This is a genomic window from Flavobacterium sp., assembly GCF_040379285.1.
GTDB lineage: Bacteria > Bacteroidota > Bacteroidia > Flavobacteriales > Flavobacteriaceae > Flavobacterium.
Genome location: NZ_JBEILJ010000005.1, coordinates 1 through 22,369 on the forward strand (window position 1 = coordinate 1; position 22,369 = coordinate 22,369).

At 40.9% G+C, this 22,369-nt stretch carries 17 protein-coding genes, 2 tRNA genes and 1 pseudogene; 4 read left to right on the plus strand and 16 right to left on the minus strand.

Annotated elements, in window-relative coordinates; translation table 11 throughout:
- Positions 1 to 82: 82 nt before the first annotated feature.
- From ABWO12_RS01995 to ABWO12_RS02035, 9 genes and pseudogenes are all read right to left on the minus strand, one after another.
- Positions 83 to 165, minus strand: a tRNA-Tyr gene (locus ABWO12_RS01995).
- A 47-nt stretch (positions 166 to 212) separates the two neighbouring features.
- Positions 213 to 286, minus strand: a tRNA-Thr gene (locus ABWO12_RS02000).
- A gap of 91 nt (positions 287 to 377) precedes the next feature.
- A complete protein-coding gene (hpf, locus tag ABWO12_RS02005; RefSeq protein WP_353086773.1) occupies positions 378 to 680 on the minus strand; it encodes a ribosome hibernation-promoting factor, HPF/YfiA family in 303 nt (100 codons plus the stop codon).
- A 28-nt stretch (positions 681 to 708) separates the two neighbouring features.
- Positions 709 to 1,602, minus strand: coding sequence for a tyrosine-type recombinase/integrase (locus ABWO12_RS02010; RefSeq protein ID WP_353086775.1), 894 nt, complete (start codon positions 1,600 to 1,602; stop codon positions 709 to 711).
- A 69-nt stretch (positions 1,603 to 1,671) separates the two neighbouring features.
- Complete coding sequence (gene rpsU / locus ABWO12_RS02015) at positions 1,672 to 1,866, minus strand: 30S ribosomal protein S21 (protein ID WP_073364309.1); 195 nt, start codon at positions 1,864 to 1,866, stop codon at positions 1,672 to 1,674.
- A 215-nt stretch (positions 1,867 to 2,081) separates the two neighbouring features.
- A pseudogene (locus tag ABWO12_RS02020) lies at positions 2,082 to 3,250 on the minus strand (acyl-CoA dehydrogenase family protein).
- Between the two features lie 24 nt (positions 3,251 to 3,274).
- A complete protein-coding gene (locus tag ABWO12_RS02025) occupies positions 3,275 to 4,144 on the minus strand; it encodes a ComEA family DNA-binding protein (protein WP_353086777.1) in 870 nt (289 codons plus the stop codon).
- 7 nt (positions 4,145 to 4,151) lie between these two features.
- A complete protein-coding gene (locus tag ABWO12_RS02030; protein ID WP_073364244.1) occupies positions 4,152 to 4,373 on the minus strand; it encodes a PspC domain-containing protein in 222 nt (73 codons plus the stop codon).
- A 25-nt stretch (positions 4,374 to 4,398) separates the two neighbouring features.
- Positions 4,399 to 5,670, minus strand: a complete 1,272-nt coding sequence (locus ABWO12_RS02035; protein WP_353086779.1) for a DUF2851 family protein — start codon at positions 5,668 to 5,670, stop codon at positions 4,399 to 4,401.
- A 92-nt stretch (positions 5,671 to 5,762) separates the two neighbouring features.
- On the opposite strand from ABWO12_RS02035, the gene ABWO12_RS02040 reads away from it, so the two are divergent.
- Complete coding sequence (locus tag ABWO12_RS02040; protein ID WP_353086780.1) at positions 5,763 to 7,415, plus strand: GLPGLI family protein; 1,653 nt, start codon at positions 5,763 to 5,765, stop codon at positions 7,413 to 7,415.
- A gap of 32 nt (positions 7,416 to 7,447) precedes the next feature.
- Here ABWO12_RS02040 and ABWO12_RS02045 read toward each other — a convergent pair whose 3' ends face one another.
- The 5 genes from ABWO12_RS02045 to ABWO12_RS02065 all read right to left on the minus strand — a co-directional run bounded on the left by ABWO12_RS02045 (position 7,448) and on the right by ABWO12_RS02065 (position 17,663).
- Positions 7,448 to 8,809 carry a pyridoxal-phosphate dependent enzyme gene (locus tag ABWO12_RS02045; RefSeq protein WP_353086782.1) on the minus strand — a complete coding sequence of 454 codons (1,362 nt, stop codon included), beginning with the start codon at positions 8,807 to 8,809 and terminating at the stop codon, positions 7,448 to 7,450.
- 141 nt (positions 8,810 to 8,950) lie between these two features.
- Positions 8,951 to 10,888: a putative porin gene (locus ABWO12_RS02050; RefSeq protein WP_353086783.1), complete on the minus strand. Its 1,938-nt coding sequence runs from the start codon at positions 10,886 to 10,888 to the stop codon at positions 8,951 to 8,953.
- Positions 10,889 to 11,002: 114 nt separating this feature from the next.
- The gene (locus tag ABWO12_RS02055) at positions 11,003 to 12,871 is read right to left on the minus strand and encodes a S8 family serine peptidase (protein ID WP_353086785.1); all 1,869 of its coding nucleotides are present in this window, start codon (positions 12,869 to 12,871) and stop codon (positions 11,003 to 11,005) included.
- A gap of 111 nt (positions 12,872 to 12,982) precedes the next feature.
- Complete coding sequence (locus ABWO12_RS02060) at positions 12,983 to 14,599, minus strand: RagB/SusD family nutrient uptake outer membrane protein (protein WP_353086786.1); 1,617 nt, start codon at positions 14,597 to 14,599, stop codon at positions 12,983 to 12,985.
- 13 nt (positions 14,600 to 14,612) lie between these two features.
- A complete protein-coding gene (locus ABWO12_RS02065) occupies positions 14,613 to 17,663 on the minus strand; it encodes a SusC/RagA family TonB-linked outer membrane protein (protein WP_353086787.1) in 3,051 nt (1,016 codons plus the stop codon).
- A 197-nt stretch (positions 17,664 to 17,860) separates the two neighbouring features.
- On the opposite strand from ABWO12_RS02065, the gene rnhB reads away from it, so the two are divergent.
- Positions 17,861 to 18,466, plus strand: coding sequence for a ribonuclease HII (rnhB, locus tag ABWO12_RS02070; protein ID WP_353086789.1), 606 nt, complete (start codon positions 17,861 to 17,863; stop codon positions 18,464 to 18,466).
- Here the strand turns inward: rnhB and lipB are convergent.
- Complete coding sequence (gene lipB, locus ABWO12_RS02075) at positions 18,463 to 19,158, minus strand: lipoyl(octanoyl) transferase LipB (RefSeq protein ID WP_353086791.1); 696 nt, start codon at positions 19,156 to 19,158, stop codon at positions 18,463 to 18,465. The genes rnhB and lipB overlap by 4 nt on opposite strands.
- 141 nt (positions 19,159 to 19,299) lie before the next feature.
- Between lipB and lysS the strand changes: the two genes are divergently transcribed.
- Entirely contained in the window at positions 19,300 to 20,988 is a 1,689-nt protein-coding gene (gene lysS, locus ABWO12_RS02080; protein WP_353086792.1) for a lysine--tRNA ligase, read from the plus strand.
- A 63-nt stretch (positions 20,989 to 21,051) separates the two neighbouring features.
- Positions 21,052 to 21,393, plus strand: a complete 342-nt coding sequence (locus ABWO12_RS02085) for a hypothetical protein (protein WP_353086794.1) — start codon at positions 21,052 to 21,054, stop codon at positions 21,391 to 21,393.
- A 27-nt stretch (positions 21,394 to 21,420) separates the two neighbouring features.
- Here ABWO12_RS02085 and ABWO12_RS02090 read toward each other — a convergent pair whose 3' ends face one another.
- The gene (locus tag ABWO12_RS02090) at positions 21,421 to 22,338 is read right to left on the minus strand and encodes a transporter (RefSeq protein WP_353086796.1); all 918 of its coding nucleotides are present in this window, start codon (positions 22,336 to 22,338) and stop codon (positions 21,421 to 21,423) included.
- Positions 22,339 to 22,369: the final 31 nt, after the last annotated feature.

Sequence of the window (22,369 nt, forward strand, 5' to 3'; positions counted from 1 at the left end):
CGGCGGTAAAGTTTTCTGTTTCAGGCTTGAAGTTTCAGGTTTAAAAACCACTTGAAACTTGAAACTATTAAACTTTTAATTGTGGGGAGAGCAGGATTCGAACCTGCGAAGGTGAAAACCAGCAGATTTACAGTCTGCCCTCGTTGGCCGCTTGAGTATCTCCCCTAGCCATGTTTCGGTACTACCAAAACAATACATTCAATATTTCAAAGAGCCGATGGAGGGACTCGAACCCACGACCTGCTGATTACAAATCAGCTGCTCTAGCCAGCTGAGCTACACCGGCAATATGCAATAAAAAAGTCCGCTATTTCTAACGGACTGCAAATGTAGGCAATTTATTTTTCTATCAAAATATTTTTTTGAAAAAAATTTAATCAAATATGGGAACGAATTTTCTCCTTGCGTTTTACCAACAAACGCTCTAAAGATTCGGCTGCCAACTCGACCGCTTCCTCAAATGTTTTGCATTGTTTTTTGACCAAAAAATCATCGCCAGGGACGTGAATTTTTAACTCCACAATCTTGTTCTCCTTTTCACTCGTATTATCAACCTTCAAAAAAACATCCGAACTCACAATTTTATCAAAATACTTTTCCAATTTATCCAAACGAACCTGAATGAAATCAACCAACTTTCGGTCTACTGAAAAATTCACAGCATTAACATTTACCTTCATACTTCAAAATTTTAAATTAAACGTTGCGCTATTTTCGATTCCGTGGATGCGCCGCACGATGAACGTGCTGCAACTCTGCCAAACTGCTGTGCGTATACACTTGAGTCGACGCCAAACTGGAATGCCCTAACAGCTCTTTTACTGAATTAATGTCTGCTCCCTGATTAAGCAAATGCGTCGCAAACGTATGCCGAAGCACATGAGGACTCTTTTTTACCTTCTCGGAAACATTACTAAAGTACGAATTTATCAACCGATACACAAACGATTCGTTTAATTTAACGCCTTTTAACATCAAAAAAAAGTAGTCCGCATCAATACGGTTTTCAATTCCAGCGCGTTCCTTTATATATATCTCCATTTGTTTCACCACCACAGGCAATAAGGGCACAATCCGCTCTTTATTGCGCTTCCCCAACACCTTAAGCATCCCCCCCGCAAAATCTACTTGGTGCATACGCAACCCAATCAACTCCGCCCGACGAATTCCCGTAGTATAAAACAAATCAATAATCAACTTGTCACGGACCCCCTCAAAACCTTCGGGATATTCAAGGGTATTCAATACGTTGTCCAACTCCACTTCCGAAAAAGGAACCTGTACTTTCTTAGGCGTTTTGAGCGCCTTATGTTGGGCCAACGGACTGCTTTGCAACACCCCCATTTTCATCAAAAATTTATAAAACGCTTTTAAAGAAGACACTTTACGGTTTACCGAAGTCGTACTCATCCCCGCATCGACCATCGAAACAATCCAACTCCGAATAATCGGATAATGCGCCGCCTCCAAGGACTCCATTTCATAAACCGATTTTAAAAACTGCTGAAAAAAAAACAAATCATTGTAGTACGCCAAAACCGTATGCGGAGAATACTTTTTCTCCAACGCCAAATACTCCTGAAATGCTTGCAAATAGGCCATAAAAAAACTGCTGTAACAAAGTTATAAAAACTTCCTTACAGCAGTTGTATTTAAATGAGAAACTAAGTCCTATCCTTCCATCGCATCACGCAATCCTTGGATATACTGAGCTTTCTGGATTTGTGCACGACGCACTACAGAAGGCTTCGTAAACGCTTGACGTGCGCGTAACTGACGAACCGTTCCAGTTTTATCAAATTTTCTCTTGTAGCGCTTTAAAGCTCTATCAATGTTTTCTCCGTCTTTAATAGGTATAATTAACATAAGCAGGACACCTCCCTTCATTTAGTGGGCGCAAAGGTAAAATTAATTTTGAATTATAAATTATAAATTTTAAAATATTTTTTTGGCGTGCCCCCGAAATAAACGCACTGCTCCTAACTTGCCCGCGTCGGGGTCGGGTCGTCCGCTACAAGTCCGTTGCTCCGCAGCCGGGCTTTCCACTTCCACCCCTCACGCAATTCCTGCACCTATCCGTATTATTTTACCGCCGGTTGATAGTCTTTTTGATCGATAATCATCTTGGATAAAATTTCGCGTAAAATCTCGGATGTCCCTCCGCCAATCGGACCCAAACGACTGTCTCGCAATAAACGAGCCAACGGATATTCTTCCATGTACCCATAACCACCCAACATCTGCAAACAACTGTAGATCGTTTCGTCAGCAACTTTAGTCGACTTCAATTTGGCCATCGTAGCTTCTTTGACCACATACTCGCCTTGATTCAAACGCGCTGTAGCAGCGTAATTAAAAATCTTACAATGCTCCACATCAGTAGCATGATTGACCAGCGTATGACGTAAGGCTTGAAATTTATTAATCGTTGTTCCAAAAGCTTCCCGTTTGGACATATAATCAATGGTGTAATCCAAGGCATACTCAGCACGCGCATGGGCATTAATCGCCATAATCAATCGCTCTAACGCAAAATGCTGCATGATATAGGGAAATCCTTCCCTTCCTCACCCATCAAATTATCTGCAGGAATCACTACATTGTCAAAAGCAATTTCAGCCGTATCGGAAGCGCGCCAACCTAATTTATCCAATTTGGTCGCCGAAACACCGGGAGTATTTGTATCCATCAAGAAAATACTAATACCTTTATTCCCTTTCTCGGGACTCGTTTTGGCCGCTACCACATAATAGTCGGCATACACACCATTGGTAATAAAGGTTTTTGAACCGTTTAGTACATAGGTATCGCCTTGTTTAACGGCTGTTGTTTTCATACCCGCAACGTCACTTCCTCCAAAAGGCTCGGTAATGCATAACGCTCCAATTTTTTCACCCGCTATACTCGGTGCCAAATAGTCTTGTTTAATGCGCTCACTACCTTCCGCATTCAAATGGGTCATCGCCAAATACGCATGGGCCCACATGGCCGCGGCAAATCCCGAAGAATGGATCTTTTGCAATTCTTCCAAAAAAACCACCGTGTAGAACAAATCCAAATTCATCCCTCCATACGCCTCAGGATAAGACAACCCGAAAAAACCCATTTCGCCGAACTTCTTCCAGATAAACCGTTCAATGGTTCCCGTCTTTTCCCATTTCTCAATATGTGGCACTACTTCTTTGTGCAAAAAATCCTTAAAACTCGCACGAAACAATTCGTGTTCTTCCGTAAAGTAAATTGAACTCATAGAGGTCTTTTTTTAGTCTTTTTTTTAAAATTCCAAATATAAGGCAATAATTTTTATTTTTTCGACACTTATCCCCTTTACATTTGTTAAATCCTCAAAACGAATCGGACCGTTCATACTGCGATAGGCTACAATATGGCGCGAAATGGGATACCGAAAATAGGGAAACACCCCTAACTCCTTGATAGTCGCCTCGTTAATTTTAATTTTCTCCAAAACAGGAGGCTGAACTACCGCAAAATGCTCAAGCAATGTATCAAAAACTTCCTCCTTTAAACCATACACTTCTTGCAATTGCGCCATCGCTACAAAGGCACCCAATGCCGCGCGATACTTTAAAATACGTTCCGACAAAACAGGTCCAATACCGCGAACGAGAATCAAATCGTCGGCTGTAGCCGAATTAATGTCTTTTTTTATAATCTTTTTGGGGGGCTCGTGCGCAAATGTAAAAGGCCTCGAATTCCCCTTCTTATAAGTACTTACCCAAGCCGGGAACTTAAAGTAAGGCGCCATTTTTTCAAGAACAGAATCGGGAACCTTAGTGATTTCTTGAAATTCCAGTACCGAGTTGACAAATTTTCCTTGAGCCCGAAAAGCTTGTAAACGTTGGTACGATGCTGCACTCATTCCCCACCGAAAGGCTTTGTATTCGGTCATAAAATTGGGATTGAAGGGTTTAATCGGATAGGATTTATAGGTTGGCACAAGAGGCTCGCTTGAGGTATCTTGCAGCCAAATTTGCGCCTCCTTGGGCAGGGGTTCAGGAGTATACCATAGCGGTTGACACCAAAGGATAGCCTGCAAGACTAAGATAAGACTGATGAGTGAAAATAATCCGAGGCGTTGACTTTTTGTAAAATGAATGAATGGGCGTATAAATACTAATTTCATGATTGTTTCAGAGATCGAAAACGGAGGATCGTTTTCCCCGAATCAAGTCTTTCAATCGAATGACAAAAGCCATGGTTAGGTACAACCCAAATCCCAAGCCTGCTGTGACAAACGATATGTATATGAAAAACAAACGAACATTCGTGGCGCGCATCCCCAACTTATCGGCCAAACGCGAGCAAACATAAAATCCGTGTCGTTCAAAAAAATGACGTAATTCGGTAATCATACTCCTCAATTTTCAGGGTTTAAAGTTACGATTTTCTTTTTAACAACTCCACGCCAATGGCGCAATTCAAACATTGTTTTCGGTCGCAATACTGTTGCTTCAACTGCAATATGGCTTGCGATTGAAGGGCATCGTGTGCGGAAATCCCCCAATGCTTAAATTTTTGAACAATGGCATTTTGCTCGGGAGGAATCAAGTGGAGGAAACCCATTTGCGCATCTGCATCGAGGCGCCCCAAATGTTGCGCATAAGCAAAACGAATGGGAACGAGTGCATTGATGATTAAAAGCTGAATAAACGCCTCCGATACCCGTTTATTGCGTTTTCGCGAAGATTTATCCAATTGATAATGCGTTTCCCAATACGGACTCGTGGAAACCCCAAACAAAGAATAAAAATCATGAATTGATCGGGCCTCCCATACCGATTGAAAAAGCTGTTTGCGTTGATGGTACAGCATGGCTAATTGGGCCATTCGTATCGTTGGAAAATTATCCGGTCGTAATTTGAAAAAACGAAGGGAAACTTCAGGTGGTTCTAAGTGGTATTTCACTTTTAAATAATCATACCAGGATTGCAACTCGACGGTGTAGGTATCCAAAGGGTGCGCTGGAATTAATCCCGCTTGCCCCAACAAGAGGGCTTCTACCAAATGCACTTCCAATATTTCCTTTCGGAAAATGGAAAATGAAATCGATTGTGCCAGCGTTGCAAAGGCTTCCCCGTTGGAATTGAGACCAAAGTTTTTGGCCAATACTACAAATAAAACTGCTTCCCAATCGTTTTGATAGCCCTGAAGTAAATCCAAGATGCCCGTTGCTTTTTGTTGAAGTCGCGCGATATATAATTTCTCAAGCCAGAGGACAATCAGTTGCTGCGGAAGTTGGCCTACCGAATGCGAACAATACAATCCTTCTTTTCGCAGCATCAGTTTCTCGTAATCATTGATCAAATCAGGAGCAACTCGACTTTTTAACTCCAAAACTGGGAGTTCGCTATTGTCCTTTCGAAACACAGGCGCATCATGTTCCCACACAACATGTAAAATAACATTATCGTAGCGGGAATCGCGTTCGTGATGATGGGCATACCAATCGGAGGAACGGAGATGAATCTCTACATTCCCGACCCACTTTTGGGCACCAATTTGCAGCTGTGCATTAAAAAAATCAGGTCCTTCTGTTTGAAGGTAATCGCCAGTGCGAAGGAGAACAATGGGTTCGCCGGTCGTAGTTTGTAATTGGGTAACGTCAAAACAAGTAAAACGCCACACATAGTGTAGAAAATCTTCTTTCATAAGGCCTATATAATTCGGTTTGGTGGAGATACTACGAAGATAAAAAAAATTCCATTCGTAGACTAATTTTTATCTTTGTAAAAATCAGATGTATGAAAAAATGGATGCTTATCGGACTGCTTTCGTTGCAATGTCTTTCCGCTCAATCGTTTCGAATCACTTATCAAAAATCATCCAACGGAACCATTATCCCCAATCAAGATCCTGTGGTCGTATTGGCAACACCGCATTTGACCTTAATCAGTTCGGTGCAAATGTTACAACAAAAAGCCAGTTACCCGAGAGAGGAAACTTTTGTCGACCGAAAACGAAATGCGTTGGTTCAAAAAGCACAATTGAATGCGCAACGATTTGTCGTTAATATTGACAGTGTGAGTCTTGAGAAACAACAATTTGAATTCAGCTCGGAAACCAAAACCATCCTTGGCTATGTATGTAAAAAGGCCGTGACAAGTATCAACTCAAATACATTAGAACTTTGGTATACCGATGCGTTGGGGGTTAAAGGCTCACCGACGGTCTTGGGGCAGAATCTCGGGATGGTGCTTGAAATTGTGCGCAACGGAAATTTTGTAACTACAGCGCTATCCATTGAAAAAGAAAAACAAAAAACTCCTGTTGTGCTTCCCGATACTAAAAATGGAGTCGATCTACTTTCTTATCGCGATCTGGTTTGGAAAAGTCGCTTTATTACCCTTCCCGTTTTTGAGAAAGAAATCATTAATTTCTCCGACCAAGCCAAATCCAACGACAGCATCCTCCGATTTGCCAATGGTACAATCGCCGTTCGAAAAATAACCTTCCCCGTGATTACACCGGGCAGTAAAGTTTTTATTGACCTAATCGAGCAATCCAATGGGGATGCTTATGACCGCACTGGCTCTGTCTTTTTAATTCCAACCGATAAGGCCAACACTTTCTGGAACGGCCTCACCCAAGGAGCCAATTCATTACCCCTTTACGAAAATGGCAACGGAAAGAAATACCAGGGAGTTGTGGCTACCAATTCCTACAGCCCTTTGCTAGAGTTAATGCGATTTTTTACCCCCTTTGGCATTTCCCATTTCAATCACATCAGCCTCAAGGACAAGACATGGTATACGCAAGTGCCGTATCGACAAGATATTAGTGAACTTGCCGCGGCCTTTTCAGGAAAAGAAGTCTACCTAGGAGTATTTATAGGAAATTATGACAAAGGCGGACATCGCATTTCGATGCATATTACCCTTCATCCCCAAGAGCAAAGTAGTGCAGCGTCTCCATTGGTCATGCCCCTTTTTAATACGGTGAATGTGATGGAAATGGCTGGGCAAGAGTATGGGACGATGTTTAACCATGAAAAAGGACTTGAAGTTACTTTTACTTTGACACAAGACGTCCGTGGCGCGCGTTTACGTTACCTCACAACGGGTCATGGCGGCTGGGAAAACGGCGACGAATTTGTCCCCAAGAAAAACACTCTTATATTGGACGGAAAAGAAGTATTTAGTATCGTTCCCTGGCGTGAAGATTGCGGGACGTACCGTTTGTTTAATCCTGCCTCAGGCAACTTCCCGAATGGATTATCCTCCTCCGACTACAGCCGATCCAATTGGTGTCCCGGTATGGTTACCTATCCTTATTATATCGACTTGGGCGATTTGAAAGCGGGCACTCATACGCTTCAGGTGAAAATCCCACAAGGCGCTCCTGAAGGAAGCAGTTTTAGCGCATGGAACGTTTCGGGAGTGCTATTAGGCCATTAAAAAAGGGCTGTCGATTAAGACAGCCCTTTGGTTTATTTGATCGAACCAATAATATCGTACTTGGTGATGATATGATGTTTTTGATTTCCAAGATCAACCAAAACCGCTTGGTTATCTTTGGTAAACAATTTAGACACCTCTTCAATAGGAGTCGTCGCTTTTACAACAGGATAAGGTTGCCCCATCACTTCACGAACGGGTTTTTGCGCCACTTCTTTATCGGCCACATAACTTCGGAACAAATCGGTTTCATCAACCGACCCCACAAAACCGTGAATATCAACAACAGGAATTTGTGAGATTTTGTATTTGCGCATGCGATCTATAGCGTGTGACACCAATTCTTCGGTGCGTACGGTAACCAATGGTTTGTCCAAATGATCCTTGATGACGTCTTCAGCTTTGGTTACTTCTTCTTCCAAGAAACCGCGCTCTCGCATCCAATCGTCGTTGAACATTTTACCGACATACCGACTGCCTGAATCGTGAAATAACACGACCACAACATCTTCGGGTTTGAAATGTTCTTTCAATTGGTGCAATCCTTTGATGCAAGAACCAGCAGAATTCCCCACAAAGATTCCCTCTTCCAAGGCAATTTTTCGGGTGTAGACGGCCGCATCTTTGTCGGTTACTTTGGTGAATCCGTCAATCAAACTAAAATCAACATTCTTGGGTAAAATATCTTCGCCAATCCCTTCAGTGATGTAGGGATAAATCTCGTTTTCATCAAAAATTCCTGTTTCGTGGTATTTTTTAAAAACAGAACCATAGGTGTCAATACCCCAAACTTTGACGTTGGGATTTTGTTCTTTCAAATACTTCGCTACCCCTGAGATGGTTCCCCCGGTACCAACGCCGACCACAAAATGGGTAACTTTCCCTTCGGTTTGGGCCCAAATTTCGGGACCCGTTTGCTCATAATGGGCTTGGGCATTGCTTGGATTATCGTATTGATTTACATACCAGGCATTAGGCGTTTCTTCCGCTAGACGACGGGAAACCGAGTAATAGGAACGAGGATCATCGGGTTCAACATCGGTAGGACAAACAACTACTTTAGCACCCACCGCCCGAAGTATATCCATTTTTTCTTTCGATTGTTTATCCGTGATCACACAAATGAGTTTATACCCTTTGACTATAGCTGCTAAAGCAAGACCCATACCTGTGTTCCCTGAAGTTCCTTCAATAATGGTTCCGCCGGGTTTCAATCGTCCATCGGCTTCTGCATCTTCAACCATTTTGAGTGCCATGCGGTCTTTGACAGAATTTCCGGGATTGAATGTTTCCACTTTGGCCAACACCAAGGCATCAATTCCTTCAACTACTTTATTCAATTTAACCAAAGGCGTATTTCCAATGGTTCCCAATATATTTTCAGAATAATTCATTATTATGGAAAATTTAGGGCATAAAGATACCTTTTTTACCCCAAATACGGTATTAAATTGCCATTATGATTCTTTTGGCCACTATCTTTTTTGTCGACAATAAAGTATTGGACTTGAGCATACAAACGGTAAAAGCTTTGGTTACTGGAAAAAGTTCCAAACCAAGCCAAATCGAATGATAAAGTCGCGATACGGCATGCTGGGCGAGGCGTAAAAATCATTGTTTCGGAGAAGACCGTTAACATGTTCGGCAATCAAGAAAATACGCGTTTGACGTACTCGAGCATTGAAAAAAACATCAACTACGGGAAAATCCCCTATTTTCTTTTGTGTTTGCACAAAAAACTCTCCAAGTACAGGATTATAATCGTCGGCAAAATACGAGGTAAAATAATTGACGGTGGCTCCGGTTTGGATAAACATCGCTTTTTTGAACCAATGGTCTTGGTAATAGAGGCTTCCGCGAGCAGTGAATTCAGGGAGGTTAAGGATGGCTTGGCTTTGGGTTACATTTTGATACAAAACGGTAGCGTCGAGACCGAAACGTTTGTAACGAAACTCACGCGCCACTTTTACCGCAAGATAATTGATACTCCCCGAAAATTGTTGTGGTGTTACCAACTGTTGATTGGCTACATTTTGAACATCGGTAAAAAATAATTTGTCGGTACTATTAGACCATTGCACCGATGCATTGAGCCAAGGAGTTTGCGCTTCGAATTGGAAAGCATTGTACTTTTCATTTCTAAAATTATTCACCCAATTATACGCCTCGTAACTACTTTGATGCAATAAGTAGTTATTGTTGGGCAATTTACTTTGATTGGTGTATTGAAAGTTAACATGCGTACGCGCATTAAAGGTGTACGCTGCTTTCGCTTCGGCGTAGCGCACTGTTTCTGTTCCAAGCGCATTGGCTAAGGTAGCCGTTCCACGCCAATTACCTTTACGGTATTCGTAAACCCCACCTAGGGTAGCTACATTTACATCCCGCTTACGGGGAATAACTAGCGTATTTATGGTACGTTCTGATTGAAAACCAAAACGGTTGAAGAAATGTTCGATATAAAAGCGAACTGTTCCCAGGGATTTATTTTCATAAGCGATTCCCGCACGGTTATAGAATTTGTCGTAATTCGTATGATCATTGATATTGGCAGTGACAACAGCATTACCAAACCGGTTAAATGTTACCGAATTCACTGTGGTGGCCAATGTTCTTTGGTTAAATTCAAAAAACTTATGCTCGTAATTGAATCGATGAAATACCGATAAATTATTTTGGCTATCGTTGGGATTGACTCGAAAAGCGTGATCAAAAAAGAAACGTTTGCTTTTCAAAACCGATTGTGCATCAGTAAGCATCACTTGCAGACGTGCCCGATTGTTAAAGATAGCTTCGCCGCTTTCAAACTCGGCTGGATTAGCTAAACCTCCGTTTTCACCATTCAAAAAATCTTGACCCGTGTAATGAAAATTAATCGCATAACGGCCTGAGGTCGTTTTATAGGATGACGTCAACCTAAAATTGCCCGTACTTGCCAGTTGATTGGTGTAGCGTCCGAGTGACCGTAACCCTTTGAATGCAATTGAAATATTGAAATTTTTGGAGGTATTCAACGCTACCAAGGCGTCAACATTTTGACCTTGTTCCATAACCGTCTTAAAATAAATATCGGAATATGGGGTGGGTACGTGGTAATACCGAATATCATCGGCTTCTAAAAAAGCATAATGCTTGGCTTGATAGCCCAAAACCGGAAATACCGAAGATTTTGCCTGAGTGTAATCCAACAAATTAAACACCTGACCTTCATTGGGGTACTGCAAATGTCCAAAACGATCTTTGCGCAGGTAGTTGTATTGATAATAACGTTGTAAGGTCAACGAAGTATCGGCGATTACGGTATCTTTTTCAACCGAGTAAATTTTATACCATGCAATAGGAGCTTTTCGTGCCGCTTCTTTGGCTTTATCTTCGGCGGTTTTAATCATACTCTTAGGAGGCTTATCCCCAATTTGTTGGGAAAAAGCACCTAGAGTAATACACATAAAAGCAACCAAAAAAAATAATCGCATAATCAAGGGATTCAAAGAGGCCACAAAAATAAAGAATGTTTGCACGTATTCATGAAAAACGATAAAAAAACGCCCTCAGAGGAAGGCGTTCTTTTCTAATTTATTTCGTAGGAGTTAATTTTTAGTGAACTTACGCACAAAAGTTGCCCCTTGAGAAGCGATTTTTATCATATAGACTCCACTTTGCAAACGTGACACGTCTATGGTGTTGTTAGCTACTCCTTGCGAACTCAGCACCAATTTACCCGTGATATCAAAAATGGACACTTCATCCAAACTTAAGCCTTTGGGGTTATTGAAGTGAATTTCATTCAGTGCTGGATTAGGATAAACAAAGAACGTGTTGTCGTTATCGAAATTCGCATTAGACAAACTCAAACCTGAAGTCCCAGAGGCAACCAGTGAAAAATCTTGTGAGCCCCCTTGTAAAGATCCTTTGTGTGTCACTTGAATGGTATATACTCCGGGTGTTGCGTTGAAAATTTCAACCTTTTCAAGATTATCTACGTTATTGTCTGAATCATTGGTAGCGCCTGCATAGACATCATCGGGATTTAGTTTCCACGGATAGTAGGTTACACCATCTTTGATCACTTTTAAATCAAGATTATTTACCAAACGAGGTGAACGATTATCTGCCACCGTTGTTGAATTAATCGCTCCTGCAGGATCTGTCCACCCTACTACAACATTTAAATCTTGTGATTGTGTGATGGTAAACGTACGTGTGTAAGTTTGTCCGTTGTTTAAGGTCAATTCATCTAAAATTGACGAGCTATTTCGTCCTGAAATTACACGAGCTGCATTAAACCCATCGGCTAGCCCCCAACCAAATTCATAATCAGGTCCTGGATTCCCCCCTGACTCACGTACCGATTGACACAATAAAGCGCGAACGGTAGAAGAAAGCATATAGGTTTCTGGATTTAAATTATTGTAATGTTTTTGCAACAAAGCAATTAATCCTGTAACGGCCGGAGCCGACATTGAAGTACCACTTAAAAACCCATAGGCTACATCACTTGTAGCGATACAAGAATTGACCTGGACGCCCATTGCTGATAAATCGGGTTTTACGCGACCGTCATCTGTTGGTCCATAATTAGTGAAGGTTGAAATAATTACACTATCGGGACTAGTATAATTAGCTACTTCTTGAACAGCAGCAATTGTCAAAACATTTTTAGAACAAGACATCCCCGTTAACAAATCATACCCTGCTTTGTTTTGAACCTGAGATAAAGAAGTAGTAGCACGATCATTCCCTGCCGATTTAACGACTTGATAATAGGGGTAATTGTACATCACTTCATCAACGGCTTGCGATTGAGAGGTATACTGGCCAAAAAAAGCATTCGTTAAATTGGAGGCAATTAAACCATAGGAATGGTTGGAAACCAAAAAGCCTTCACCTGCAAACCCATTCATTTCACCGATATCACTACCAAAATCGTAGGTTCGTCCATTGGCTTGATAGGCAAACCCTCTGCGTGTTGCACTTGATGCACCATTAGCTCCACTCGCTAAAATGGTACCCGCCACATGGGTAGCATGCGTATTAGAAACGGTGGCGGCATCGGAACTTACAACCCGACCATTAAGATCTTGATGCGTTGTGCGAACTTTCTCTGAGTCCCAAATACCTACAGTAATCCCATTGCCCGTAACGTTTAAACCTAATGTACCCCCAGGATACATGGTATTTGCGCGCAAGGAGGCTACAGAATCAGCATTAAAATCAACCCCGTAATAGATTGGTTTTCCGTCTAAAATAAACTGAATATTTTGCGGATTGGGTGTTTCAGGATGTTGTTGTAAATACGCTTGAACCGCTGCCTTGTTAGCGTTTTGAGTTTCGGTTATTTGCTGTGTTAGAGTTTCGCGAACTGTTGCATTTGTTTTCTGCAAGATCTTTTCGCGTTCATTTACAGACTGAGCACAGACAGAGCCAACTACAAACAAAAAAGGTAACAATCTTTTCATAAAACTATTTTTTTTCAAATATAAAAAAATTGGTGTGTATCCTGCGTTAATAAAAACAAAAAAGACCGAAAGAAAACTTTCGGTCTTTTATAATTATTTCAGCAGAAACGATTAGTAACCAGGATTTTGAGTAATCGTGGTATTCGCATTGGTTTCTGAAGTTGGAATAGGGAACGTAAACTTATAACTGTTCATTGGTAAGTTAGCAGGATTCGCCCCAGGGTAATTTGTTGTACTTGAAGAGTAATCTATAGGATGACGATCTAGAGCAGTAAAATTAGCCAAGGAAGCCAAACGTTTTAAGTCAATATAACGGTATCCTTCGAAACAGAACTCAAGACGACGCTGCTTTAAAATTTCAGCCCATGCTTGGGTTGCATTAGCAAATACAGGAGCTGGCATATCAACAGCATTACGTGCATCTAGAACAGCTTCTAATGCAGTAGCAGCACCCGTAAGGTCATTTGCGTTAGCACGCGCTTCCGCTTTGATGAAATACATTTCTGACAAACGAACGAGTTTGTAGTCATTACTATTTCCATTTGCAGCCGTTGAAGCAAATGTACTTGTACCTGTACCTACCCCACCATACTTGTGGATGATTAATTTATCAGCATTGATATAATCAGCATTTGTATTCCAATCAGAAGCCACAACAGAAGAAGGAGCCACTAAAGTACGGAAACGTACATCTTTAATAGCACCAGTCAAGGGCCAACCTCCATTAGCAGGTGACGTTGCCGATGGAATGTTTGTTGGGTTCATGATGTTGAACAAAGAACGACCCACTTCATAGAAAGGCGAACCTGCTGCGTTAGGACGAACTGAACACCAACCGTTGTGCATGTTAACCCCCTGACCATTTTGAGCTGGAGTTCTTTTTAATCTCCAAATAACTTCAGTATTTGCAGCTTCATTATCAGTCCAGAAAATTTTTGAATATTCCGTTGTATTAGCTAATACAATTCCAGAAGTATTGATTACATTATCAGCCCAAGTTTCAGCATTGGTATAATCGCCTTTGTAAGCATAAGCACGAGCTTTTAACGCTTTTGCCAATACATCACTAGCATAATACGTTCTTACAATTCCAGTATAAGGATTAGTTGTTAACGTATTGAATATTGTCAAAGCAGCATCTAAATCACTGTGGATGGCTTGATAAAACACACCATTTGTTGAACGTTGTAAATTTGTTTCAGTAGAAGGAATAATTCGGTCTGATAAAATTGCAGCCAAAGCTCCATCGTTTTTCAAATCAGTTGAAAAATACGACATCAATTTTAAATGACAGTAAGCACGAACCACCAGAGCTTCAGCTTTGATACGTTGAATTTTTTCAGTATCGGCCGCATCTACTGGAGTGATACGATCAGCAAAGGTGATTACACGGTTTGCACGTGACAAGGCAAAATACATACTGTTCCACACTGCATTTGGAGCCGCAGAAGAGGAGTTCAAAAAGAACACGTACTCTTCAGTGATACCTTGACCACCATTGGCAAAACCGATCCCAGCTTCGTCTGTAAATACTGAGGTAAACACAGCATCCTCACGGTTGTACAAGTTAGCATAGGTAGAATTCATCAACCCTTGCAAGTCGTTTGAAGTTTGAATCGCCACAGTTTCAGTTAACGCACCAGGTGTAAAAGGCTCAATCAAACTTTCGTCACAGGATACAAAAAGTGTACCTGCACAAGCGGATAATAATAAAAATACTTTTTTCATCTTCATTTTTTTTTTAGAATCTAACATCTAACGTTAACGTATAAATTCTTGGTGTTGGATACTGGTATACATCCGCATCACGATCACTTTCTGGATCAAATCCTCTCCAACGGGTAATGTTGAATAAGTTCTCACCTTGAAGTGTAATCGAAGCGTCACGAATAAATGTTTTCTCTAAGAATTTCTTAGGAACACGGTAACCTACTTGTAAGTTACGTAAACGCACATAAGAGGCATCCCACAAGAAACGATCTGACTGATCCACAAAACCGTAGTTTGTAGCTGTTAACGAAGGAACATCGGTATTGGTATTTGTTGGTGTCCAAGCATTCAATAAATCAGCACCTACAGTGAACTGACCTAAGTTAGATGGGTCATACAAGTTGTTCAAATCGTAGTCATAACGCCATACTTTGAAAGCATAGGTAAACGTAGCAGAGGTAAAGAAGCCTTTGTAATCGAAGTCAAAACCGAAACCACCTTGGATTTGTGGCAATCTGTTTTTACCAGAAGCTCTACGATCCGCATCTGTTGGCGTTTCAGTCAAGGTACCATCAGCTGCAACAAACAACATATTACCGTTATCTGGGTTTACACCTGCGTATGGGAATACAAAAGGCTCATCCAACATCCCACCATTTTGGGTGATATAAGCAGGCACAGTAGCGTCAATAATTGGCGCAGTTAAACCACCTACTTCTTGTTTATTGATACTTCCGTTACCACGTAACGTTAATACCATACCTTTCTCTTGGTTGTTGATTAAATCATAGGCCAAGTTCAACTCGATACCCGAGTTTTTAACGAATGCAGGAGTATTTTGGATAATATTAGTTGTACCTACATAAGGAGACACTGGTTTGGACAAATATTGATCCGAAGATTTTTTCGTGTAGTAATCAAATGTTCCACGTAAACGTTTTCCTTTGAACAATTCAAAGTCAAAACCGATGTTAGAAATGGTAGTAGTTTCCCAACGCAAATCAGGGTACCCAAAAGTGATTCCGAAACCTAAACCACTATTGTAGACATTGTTAGCCGCAGAATACACGTCAAAGAACCCTGGAGGTACTAAACCGGCAAACTCTGTACCTGCAATGATACGCTCGTTACCTACAGTACCATAAGAACCACGGATTTTCAATGTTTTAACAAATTCCAACTTTTTCATGAAGGCTTCTTCATCGATATTCCAACGTCCACCAATAGAATAAAATGCTTTAGATGCATTTAAGAAACGACTGGTTTGGTCACTACGTAAAGATAATGCTACCCCATATTTTTTGTTGTAGTCGTAGTTCAACGATCCAAAATACGAAATTCGGTTTAAGCGTAAGTTAGATGCTGAAACAATAGGTACATAAAAGTCATTTGAATTTGGCCCTGTAATATCTTGAAGATATCCAGACCCTGTGCCTGGCACAAAGGTTTGCGGATTCAAACCACGTTGACGGAAGTTGTTTGTTTGTACACGAGCATGGTTGTACTCTAAACTTCCTGCTAAATCTACTGTATGTTTTCCAAATGTTTTAGAATAATCTGCTTGCCATAATTGGTTGAAACGGAATTCACGACGTGCATTCACATCTTCAAATCCACCGAACTGCTGACCGGTTCCGAGGAATAAGAAAGCGTTGAAAGAAATCGGATGCTCAGATTGCGTAAAACGAGTTTCCAACAATTCTCCTGAAGTTCTTCCGCGAACAGTTAAATCTTTTAGTAATTTATAAGAATACTCCGTATTCACACTCGCACGGATCTCGTCTGTTAAATTAGTGTATGTTTTTAATTTGTCAATCAAGAACAAAGGCGTGTACAATAAGGTACCGTCTACTTCATACAAATCAAATAACTGCTGTGGATTTTCATACGTAGAAGGTGATACGTAAGGCACTGAAATGTAAGCCCCTAACACATAGTTACGGTTTACTGCTCCACCCCCTAAGTTAGTCGCTTCATTATTTTTAGAGAAACCAACAAAAGAATTCACCATGTATTTGAATTTTTCATTATCAGATTTACCGTTAATGTTGTTACGTACAGTGAAACGCTTTAAACCAGTAGTTTTCAAAACCCCTTCTTGGTCAAAATATCCAACAGAAGTAAACGAGTTTAAGTTCTTAGAACTATTCTCAATGTTTAAGTTGTGAGAGGTGAAAGTACCTTTTCCAAAGAACTCATCAACCCAATTAGTATTTATATTGAAAGCTGCAATTTCAGCATCAGTAAGGGTAGCTCCCAAACCAGCACCTGCTGCTTTCTCAATGGTTAACAACTGACGAGAGTCTGCATAATCATAACGTGGCGTTTGCAATTCGGTAAAACCAACAGCCGAGGTGTAACGGAAACTTGTTTTGGCATCTCCGAAAGACCCTTTCTTCGTTTTAATTACAATTACCCCATTTGCCCCACGCGAACCATACTCTGTAATTGCAGAAGCATCTTTCAATACCTCCACAGAAGCAATATCATTCGGGTTTAAGGAACGGAAGTTATCCGCATTGGTTGGGAAACCATCAATTACATACAAGGGGTCTGTGTTTCCTGAGATCGTACCTTGTCCACGGATAATTACCGTTGACTTGGCACCAGGCTGTCCTGTACCAGCTGTAATGTTAACCCCAGCCAACTGCCCTTGAAGCGTGTTCATCACGTTAGCATTAGGACGGTTTTCAATAGTCTTGTTGGTCACAGATGCTGTTGCAGCAACTGCTGTCTTTTTGGTCACCAATCGATAACCTTGAGTAATTAGAACCTCATCAAGAATTTTAGCTTCCTCCTTCAAAACTACACCGTAATTGTTGGCAGCACCTACTTTGACCTCTTTAGTATCATACCCCTGGTACGACACTACAAGAACGTCACCTTGTTTGGCTTTGATGGAGAATTTACCATCCATGTCGGTTTGCACCCCGTTTTTGGTTCCTTTAATAGTTACGTTGGCCATAGGCAATGACACCTTACCATCGGTAACTGTACCAGTAACAGTTTTCTCCTGTGCAAATGAAAACTGCATTGTAAACGCTAGTAAAAGCGTAAAAATCCATTTGAACTTCGATCTCATATTAAATTTATTTGAGTTAGTTATTCCGCAAACTTCTTAATAATTTCTTAAATAAACAAATAATACTTCGGAATATTAGCGTTTACGTTTGTTAAAGTTCAACGGCTTTGGTATAACTTTGTGGTTGCAACCCATATTAGAGATGCATTTGTCATCAAAAAGTTGCGTTAACATTAGATTAATTTTAATTTAACACGATGTTGGCCAAACAATTTTCGAATTATGTTTTGGAATGTGGAACCGATGAGGCAGGAAGAGGCTGCTTGGCTGGACCCGTTACCGCAGCTGCTGTGATTTTACCTCTTAATTTTGAAAACGAATTGCTGAATGATTCGAAAAAACTTACCGAAAAACAGCGTACTGCCTTAGCACCCATCATCGAAAAAGAGGCCATCAGTTTTCACGTAGTCCATTTAGAACCCAAAATCATTGACGAGATAAATATTTTGAATGCATCGATTAAAGCCATGCAAGAGAGCATTCTTCAACTTATGCCGCAACCCGAGTTTATTATTGTAGACGGGAACCGATTTAAACCAGTTGGTAACATCCCTTTTCAGACGATAATAAAAGGAGATGGAAAATACTTGAGCATTGCAGCGGCTTCTATTTTGGCAAAAACCTACAGAGATACCTATATGAATCGCATCCATGAAGAGTACCCCATGTATCAATGGAATAAAAACAAAGGATATCCTACCCAAGATCATCGCGATGCCATTCGTGAATTCGGGATAACGCCTTATCATCGTAAGAGTTTTCGGCTGTTACCTGACCAATTAACGTTGGATTTTGATTTCTAACCCACGATAGTAGCTTCAAATAATTGCGAGAAATAGCGCAGCACATGGCGCTCCACCTCGCGTTCATCAACCGTACGTTGCAATTCAACATGCAATGACGTTACGCCTTTGCCTCGTATCCCACAAGGAATAATATGATCAAAATAACCCAAGTCGGTATTTACATTTAAAGCAAACCCGTGCATGGTCACCCAGCGACTTGCCCGCACCCCCATGGCACAAATTTTTCGCGCAAAAGGGGTTCCCACATCGAGCCAAACTCCAGTTTCGCCGGGGCTTCGTTCGCCTTTCAAACCATATTCTGCCAAAACGAGGATAATGGTTTCTTCTAGTAGCCGTAAATATTTATGTATATCGGTAAAAAAATTTTCTAAATCCAAAATCGGGTACCCAACCAATTGTCCCGGCCCGTGATAAGTAATATCGCCCCCTCGGTTAATTTTATAAAAGGTCGCTCCTTTTGATTCGAGTTGCTTTTCATTGAGTAATAAATTAGACAAATCACCGCTTTTACCTAAAGTATACACATGCGGATGCGATACCGTTAAAAAATAATTTTCAGTACGCTGGTCAGGGTTGGTTCTTTTTTTCATTTTATCGGCCACAATGTCTGCAAATAGTTTTTCCTGATAATCCCATGTATCTTTATAGTCGCGTATGCCTAAGTTTTGAAAATATACTTCTTTATTCATTTCGAAAAAGGTCGTTTTAATCCCACAAAGATACAAAGGAGCATAGCAATGCGTATGAATTTCAAACAGGTTTATTAAATCAAAAGGGCAGTTGGTAGTTTTTGAACAATAAATTATCTTTGCCCCCTTAATTTCCCATTTATGCAACTGTCCGAACAAGAGCAAATTCGAAGAGAAAAACTCAATCAATTACGCAATTTAGGTATTAACCCCTACCCAGCCCACCTTTTTCCTGTTGACCACACGTCGAAACAGGTCAAGGAATCCTTTGTAGAAGGCAAAAAAGTAGTTGTTGCAGGACGATTAATGAGTGTTCGTGACCAAGGAAAAGCGGCATTTGCTGAACTACAAGACAGTGAAGGACGAATTCAGTTGTACTTCAACCGGGACACCCTTTGCCCAGGGGAAGACAAAACCTTGTATACAACCGTTTTTCGAAAACTCACTGACTTAGGAGATTTTGTCGGAGTGGAAGGTGAGTTGTTTTACACTAAAGTAGGGGAAAAATCAATCCTTGTTCAGCAATTTACTTTTTTAAGTAAAACACTTCGCCCCTTACCCATGCCCAAAACGGATGATCAAGGAAAAACCTATGATGCCTTTACCGACCCTGAACTTCGCTACCGAATGCGTTATGTCGATTTGGTCGTGAATCCGCAGGTGAAAGATGTTTTTATCAAACGTACCAAGTTGTTTAAGGCCATGCGAACGTTTTTTAACGATGCTGGTTATTTGGAAGTGGAAACCCCAATTTTACAATCGATTCCCGGAGGAGCTGCTGCGCGTCCTTTTATCACACACCACAACTCTTTGGACATTCCCTTGTATATGCGTATTGCCAATGAATTGTATTTAAAACGTTTGATTGTTGGCGGTTTTGATGGCGTTTACGAATTTTCCAAAAATTTCCGTAATGAAGGAATGGATCGCACCCACAATCCTGAATTTACAGCCATGGAAATTTATGTTGCTTACAAAGATTACCATTGGATGATGGAATTCACCGAAAAATTGCTGGAGTATTGTGCGTTACAAGTCAACGGAACAACAGAAGCCACTTTTGGAGAACATACGGTCGATTTTAAAGCGCCTTATGCACGTGTATCCATGACCGAAGCCATTCAAAAGTTTACAGGCTTTGATATTACAGGAAAAACCGAGGAAGAATTGCGAGAAGCTGCCCAATCGATGGGTATCGAAGTCAATGAGACCATGGGGAAAGGAAAGCTCATCGATGAAATTTTTGGGGCCAAATGCGAAGGCAACTTCATCCAACCCACTTTTATCACCGATTACCCCAAAGAAATGTCGCCCTTGTGTAAATCGCATCGCGACAATCCTGAATTGACCGAACGTTTTGAGTTGATGGTGTGCGGCAAAGAAATCGCCAATGCGTATTCTGAATTAAATGACCCAATCGACCAGCGGGAACGTTTTGAAGCGCAAATGAAATTGGCTGAAAAAGGAGATGATGAAGCCATGTTTATTGATCAGGACTTTTTGCGTGCGCTTGAATTTGGAATGCCTCCCACTTCTGGATTGGGTATTGGAATGGACCGCTTAATCATGTTCCTTACCAATAATGCCTCGATTCAAGAAGTATTGTTTTTTCCACAAATGCGCCCCGAAAAGAAAGCCCTTGAGCTTACCGAGGAAGAAAAAGTAATTCTACAGCTTCTCAAATCAGAAGATGGTCAACCCTTAGCCCAATTGAAAGAGCAATCGCAGTTGAGTGGTAAAAAATGGGATGCTGCCATGAAAGGATTAAGTAAATTAGGCGTGGTCAAAGTCATCGTTGAGGGTGAGTCAAAAACCGTTCATTTGACATAATTGCCTGAATCCTATGGATAGTACGAAATATATTGTTATATTCGCTTTTTAAATTCTATCATTATGAAAAAAATTGTCTTTGCATTATTCGCTTTCTTGGCAGTTCAGTTGAGCATGGCTCAAGACAAACAAAACACGGTTGCCTTACAACCTAAAGAAGTAGCCGCTACCGAAATGGAGGCTTTATCAAAAGTGGTTAAATTAGACGACAACTTAAAGACGAGTTTTACCCAACTATTCATTATGCGCGCAGAACAAGTGCAAAGCGCTCCAGATGAATCGACCAAAAAAGCCGTCTATGAGCGCTATGGCTCTAAATTACTTTCAGGATTAAACGACGAGCAACGTCAAGCGCTGAAAGCCAACACAGAATTATATCAGAAATTGATATTCTATAAAGGATAAAAAAAGAGGTCACGAGACCTCTTTTTTTTATAAAGCATAATTTACGTTAAAGGCGAAGCGAAATTTAGCCTCTACATTGCCCGCAATTAAATTTTGTCGCAAAGGCACCAACAAATTACTTCCCAACGACCATTTTCCTATCCCCCATTCAAAACCAATTTTTGAAAAAAGGATGGAGCCTGCTGTTTCTTGCACCTTTTGTCCGTGTTGGAAATTAAATTCATACACCTCTCCATTGAGGCCCAATTGCGGTGAAAAGGTATTTTGGTTTCGTTCCCACAAATAAAAAATCGTTCCACCATAATTCAATTGGTTGCCAAACCGGTATCCTTTATCATTTTCTGATTTTACAGTATAATTGGCCATTAGATTTAGCCCAAAAGCGTTTTTACGAAGAGTGTATTCGGTCAAAATCAAACCATCCCAGCTCCCTGTTCCCAATTGATAGCCTGGATTAATACTGCCGTTGTTGCGGATATCATAAGTTCCCGTTGGGGCTTTCACTCCCCCTCCCAAATGCCAGGTATGGGAGAAAGCCGTCGTATCTTTTTTTACACTTTGATACACCTGATACAAACCCATAACCGTTACATCGCCCAATCCAGAAATAGGTTCTGTGCCATTTACCGTTTGACGTTGATGAAAATGATAGGGCACAATGGCAGAAATTTGAATTTTTGACGTTAAGGGAATACGTGTCCACAATTGTGTCGTTTGATAATATTCATCATACCAAGGTGAATTTGAGTACAATCCATCATTGGTTTTATAATGTTGGTAAAAATACCGCACTCCAATAAAATTGGAATTCAGCAACGAGGCAAATCCCATACTTCCTCCACTTGCTGAACAGCCACAGGAATCACAATCTTCAAGTACAGCATTGGGTAATCTAAAGCTGTAAATCCAATTCGGTGAAGGCAACGTATCTTTTGGCGAAGCCATAACAAACGTTGAAATCAGTATAAATAGAATA

Bases quoted from the DNA above. Each gene is read 5' to 3' on its own strand.
- lipB (WP_353086791.1), bottom strand. From the start codon at position 19,158: ATGAATAAAGAAGTATATTTTCAAAACTTAGGCATACGCGACTATAAA.
- ABWO12_RS02050 (WP_353086783.1), bottom strand. From the start codon at position 10,888: ATGCGATTATTTTTTTTGGTTGCTTTTATGTGTATTACTCTAGGTGCT.
- lysS (WP_353086792.1), top strand. From the start codon at position 19,300: ATGCAACTGTCCGAACAAGAGCAAATTCGAAGAGAAAAACTCAATCAA.
- hpf (WP_353086773.1), bottom strand. From the start codon at position 680: ATGAAGGTAAATGTTAATGCTGTGAATTTTTCAGTAGACCGAAAGTTG.
- ABWO12_RS02025 (WP_353086777.1), bottom strand. From the start codon at position 4,144: ATGAAATTAGTATTTATACGCCCATTCATTCATTTTACAAAAAGTCAA.
- ABWO12_RS02010 (WP_353086775.1), bottom strand. From the start codon at position 1,602: ATGGCCTATTTGCAAGCATTTCAGGAGTATTTGGCGTTGGAGAAAAAG.
- rpsU (WP_073364309.1), bottom strand. From the start codon at position 1,866: ATGTTAATTATACCTATTAAAGACGGAGAAAACATTGATAGAGCTTTA.
- ABWO12_RS02065 (WP_353086787.1), bottom strand. From the start codon at position 17,663: ATGAGATCGAAGTTCAAATGGATTTTTACGCTTTTACTAGCGTTTACA.
- ABWO12_RS02045 (WP_353086782.1), bottom strand. From the start codon at position 8,809: ATGAATTATTCTGAAAATATATTGGGAACCATTGGAAATACGCCTTTG.
- ABWO12_RS02090 (WP_353086796.1), bottom strand. From the start codon at position 22,338: ATGGCTTCGCCAAAAGATACGTTGCCTTCACCGAATTGGATTTACAGC.
- ABWO12_RS02060 (WP_353086786.1), bottom strand. From the start codon at position 14,599: ATGAAAAAAGTATTTTTATTATTATCCGCTTGTGCAGGTACACTTTTT.
- rnhB (WP_353086789.1), top strand. From the start codon at position 17,861: ATGTTGGCCAAACAATTTTCGAATTATGTTTTGGAATGTGGAACCGAT.
- ABWO12_RS02035 (WP_353086779.1), bottom strand. From the start codon at position 5,670: ATGAAAGAAGATTTTCTACACTATGTGTGGCGTTTTACTTGTTTTGAC.
- ABWO12_RS02030 (WP_073364244.1), bottom strand. From the start codon at position 4,373: ATGATTACCGAATTACGTCATTTTTTTGAACGACACGGATTTTATGTT.
- ABWO12_RS02040 (WP_353086780.1), top strand. From the start codon at position 5,763: ATGAAAAAATGGATGCTTATCGGACTGCTTTCGTTGCAATGTCTTTCC.
- ABWO12_RS02055 (WP_353086785.1), bottom strand. From the start codon at position 12,871: ATGAAAAGATTGTTACCTTTTTTGTTTGTAGTTGGCTCTGTCTGTGCT.
- ABWO12_RS02085 (WP_353086794.1), top strand. From the start codon at position 21,052: ATGAAAAAAATTGTCTTTGCATTATTCGCTTTCTTGGCAGTTCAGTTG.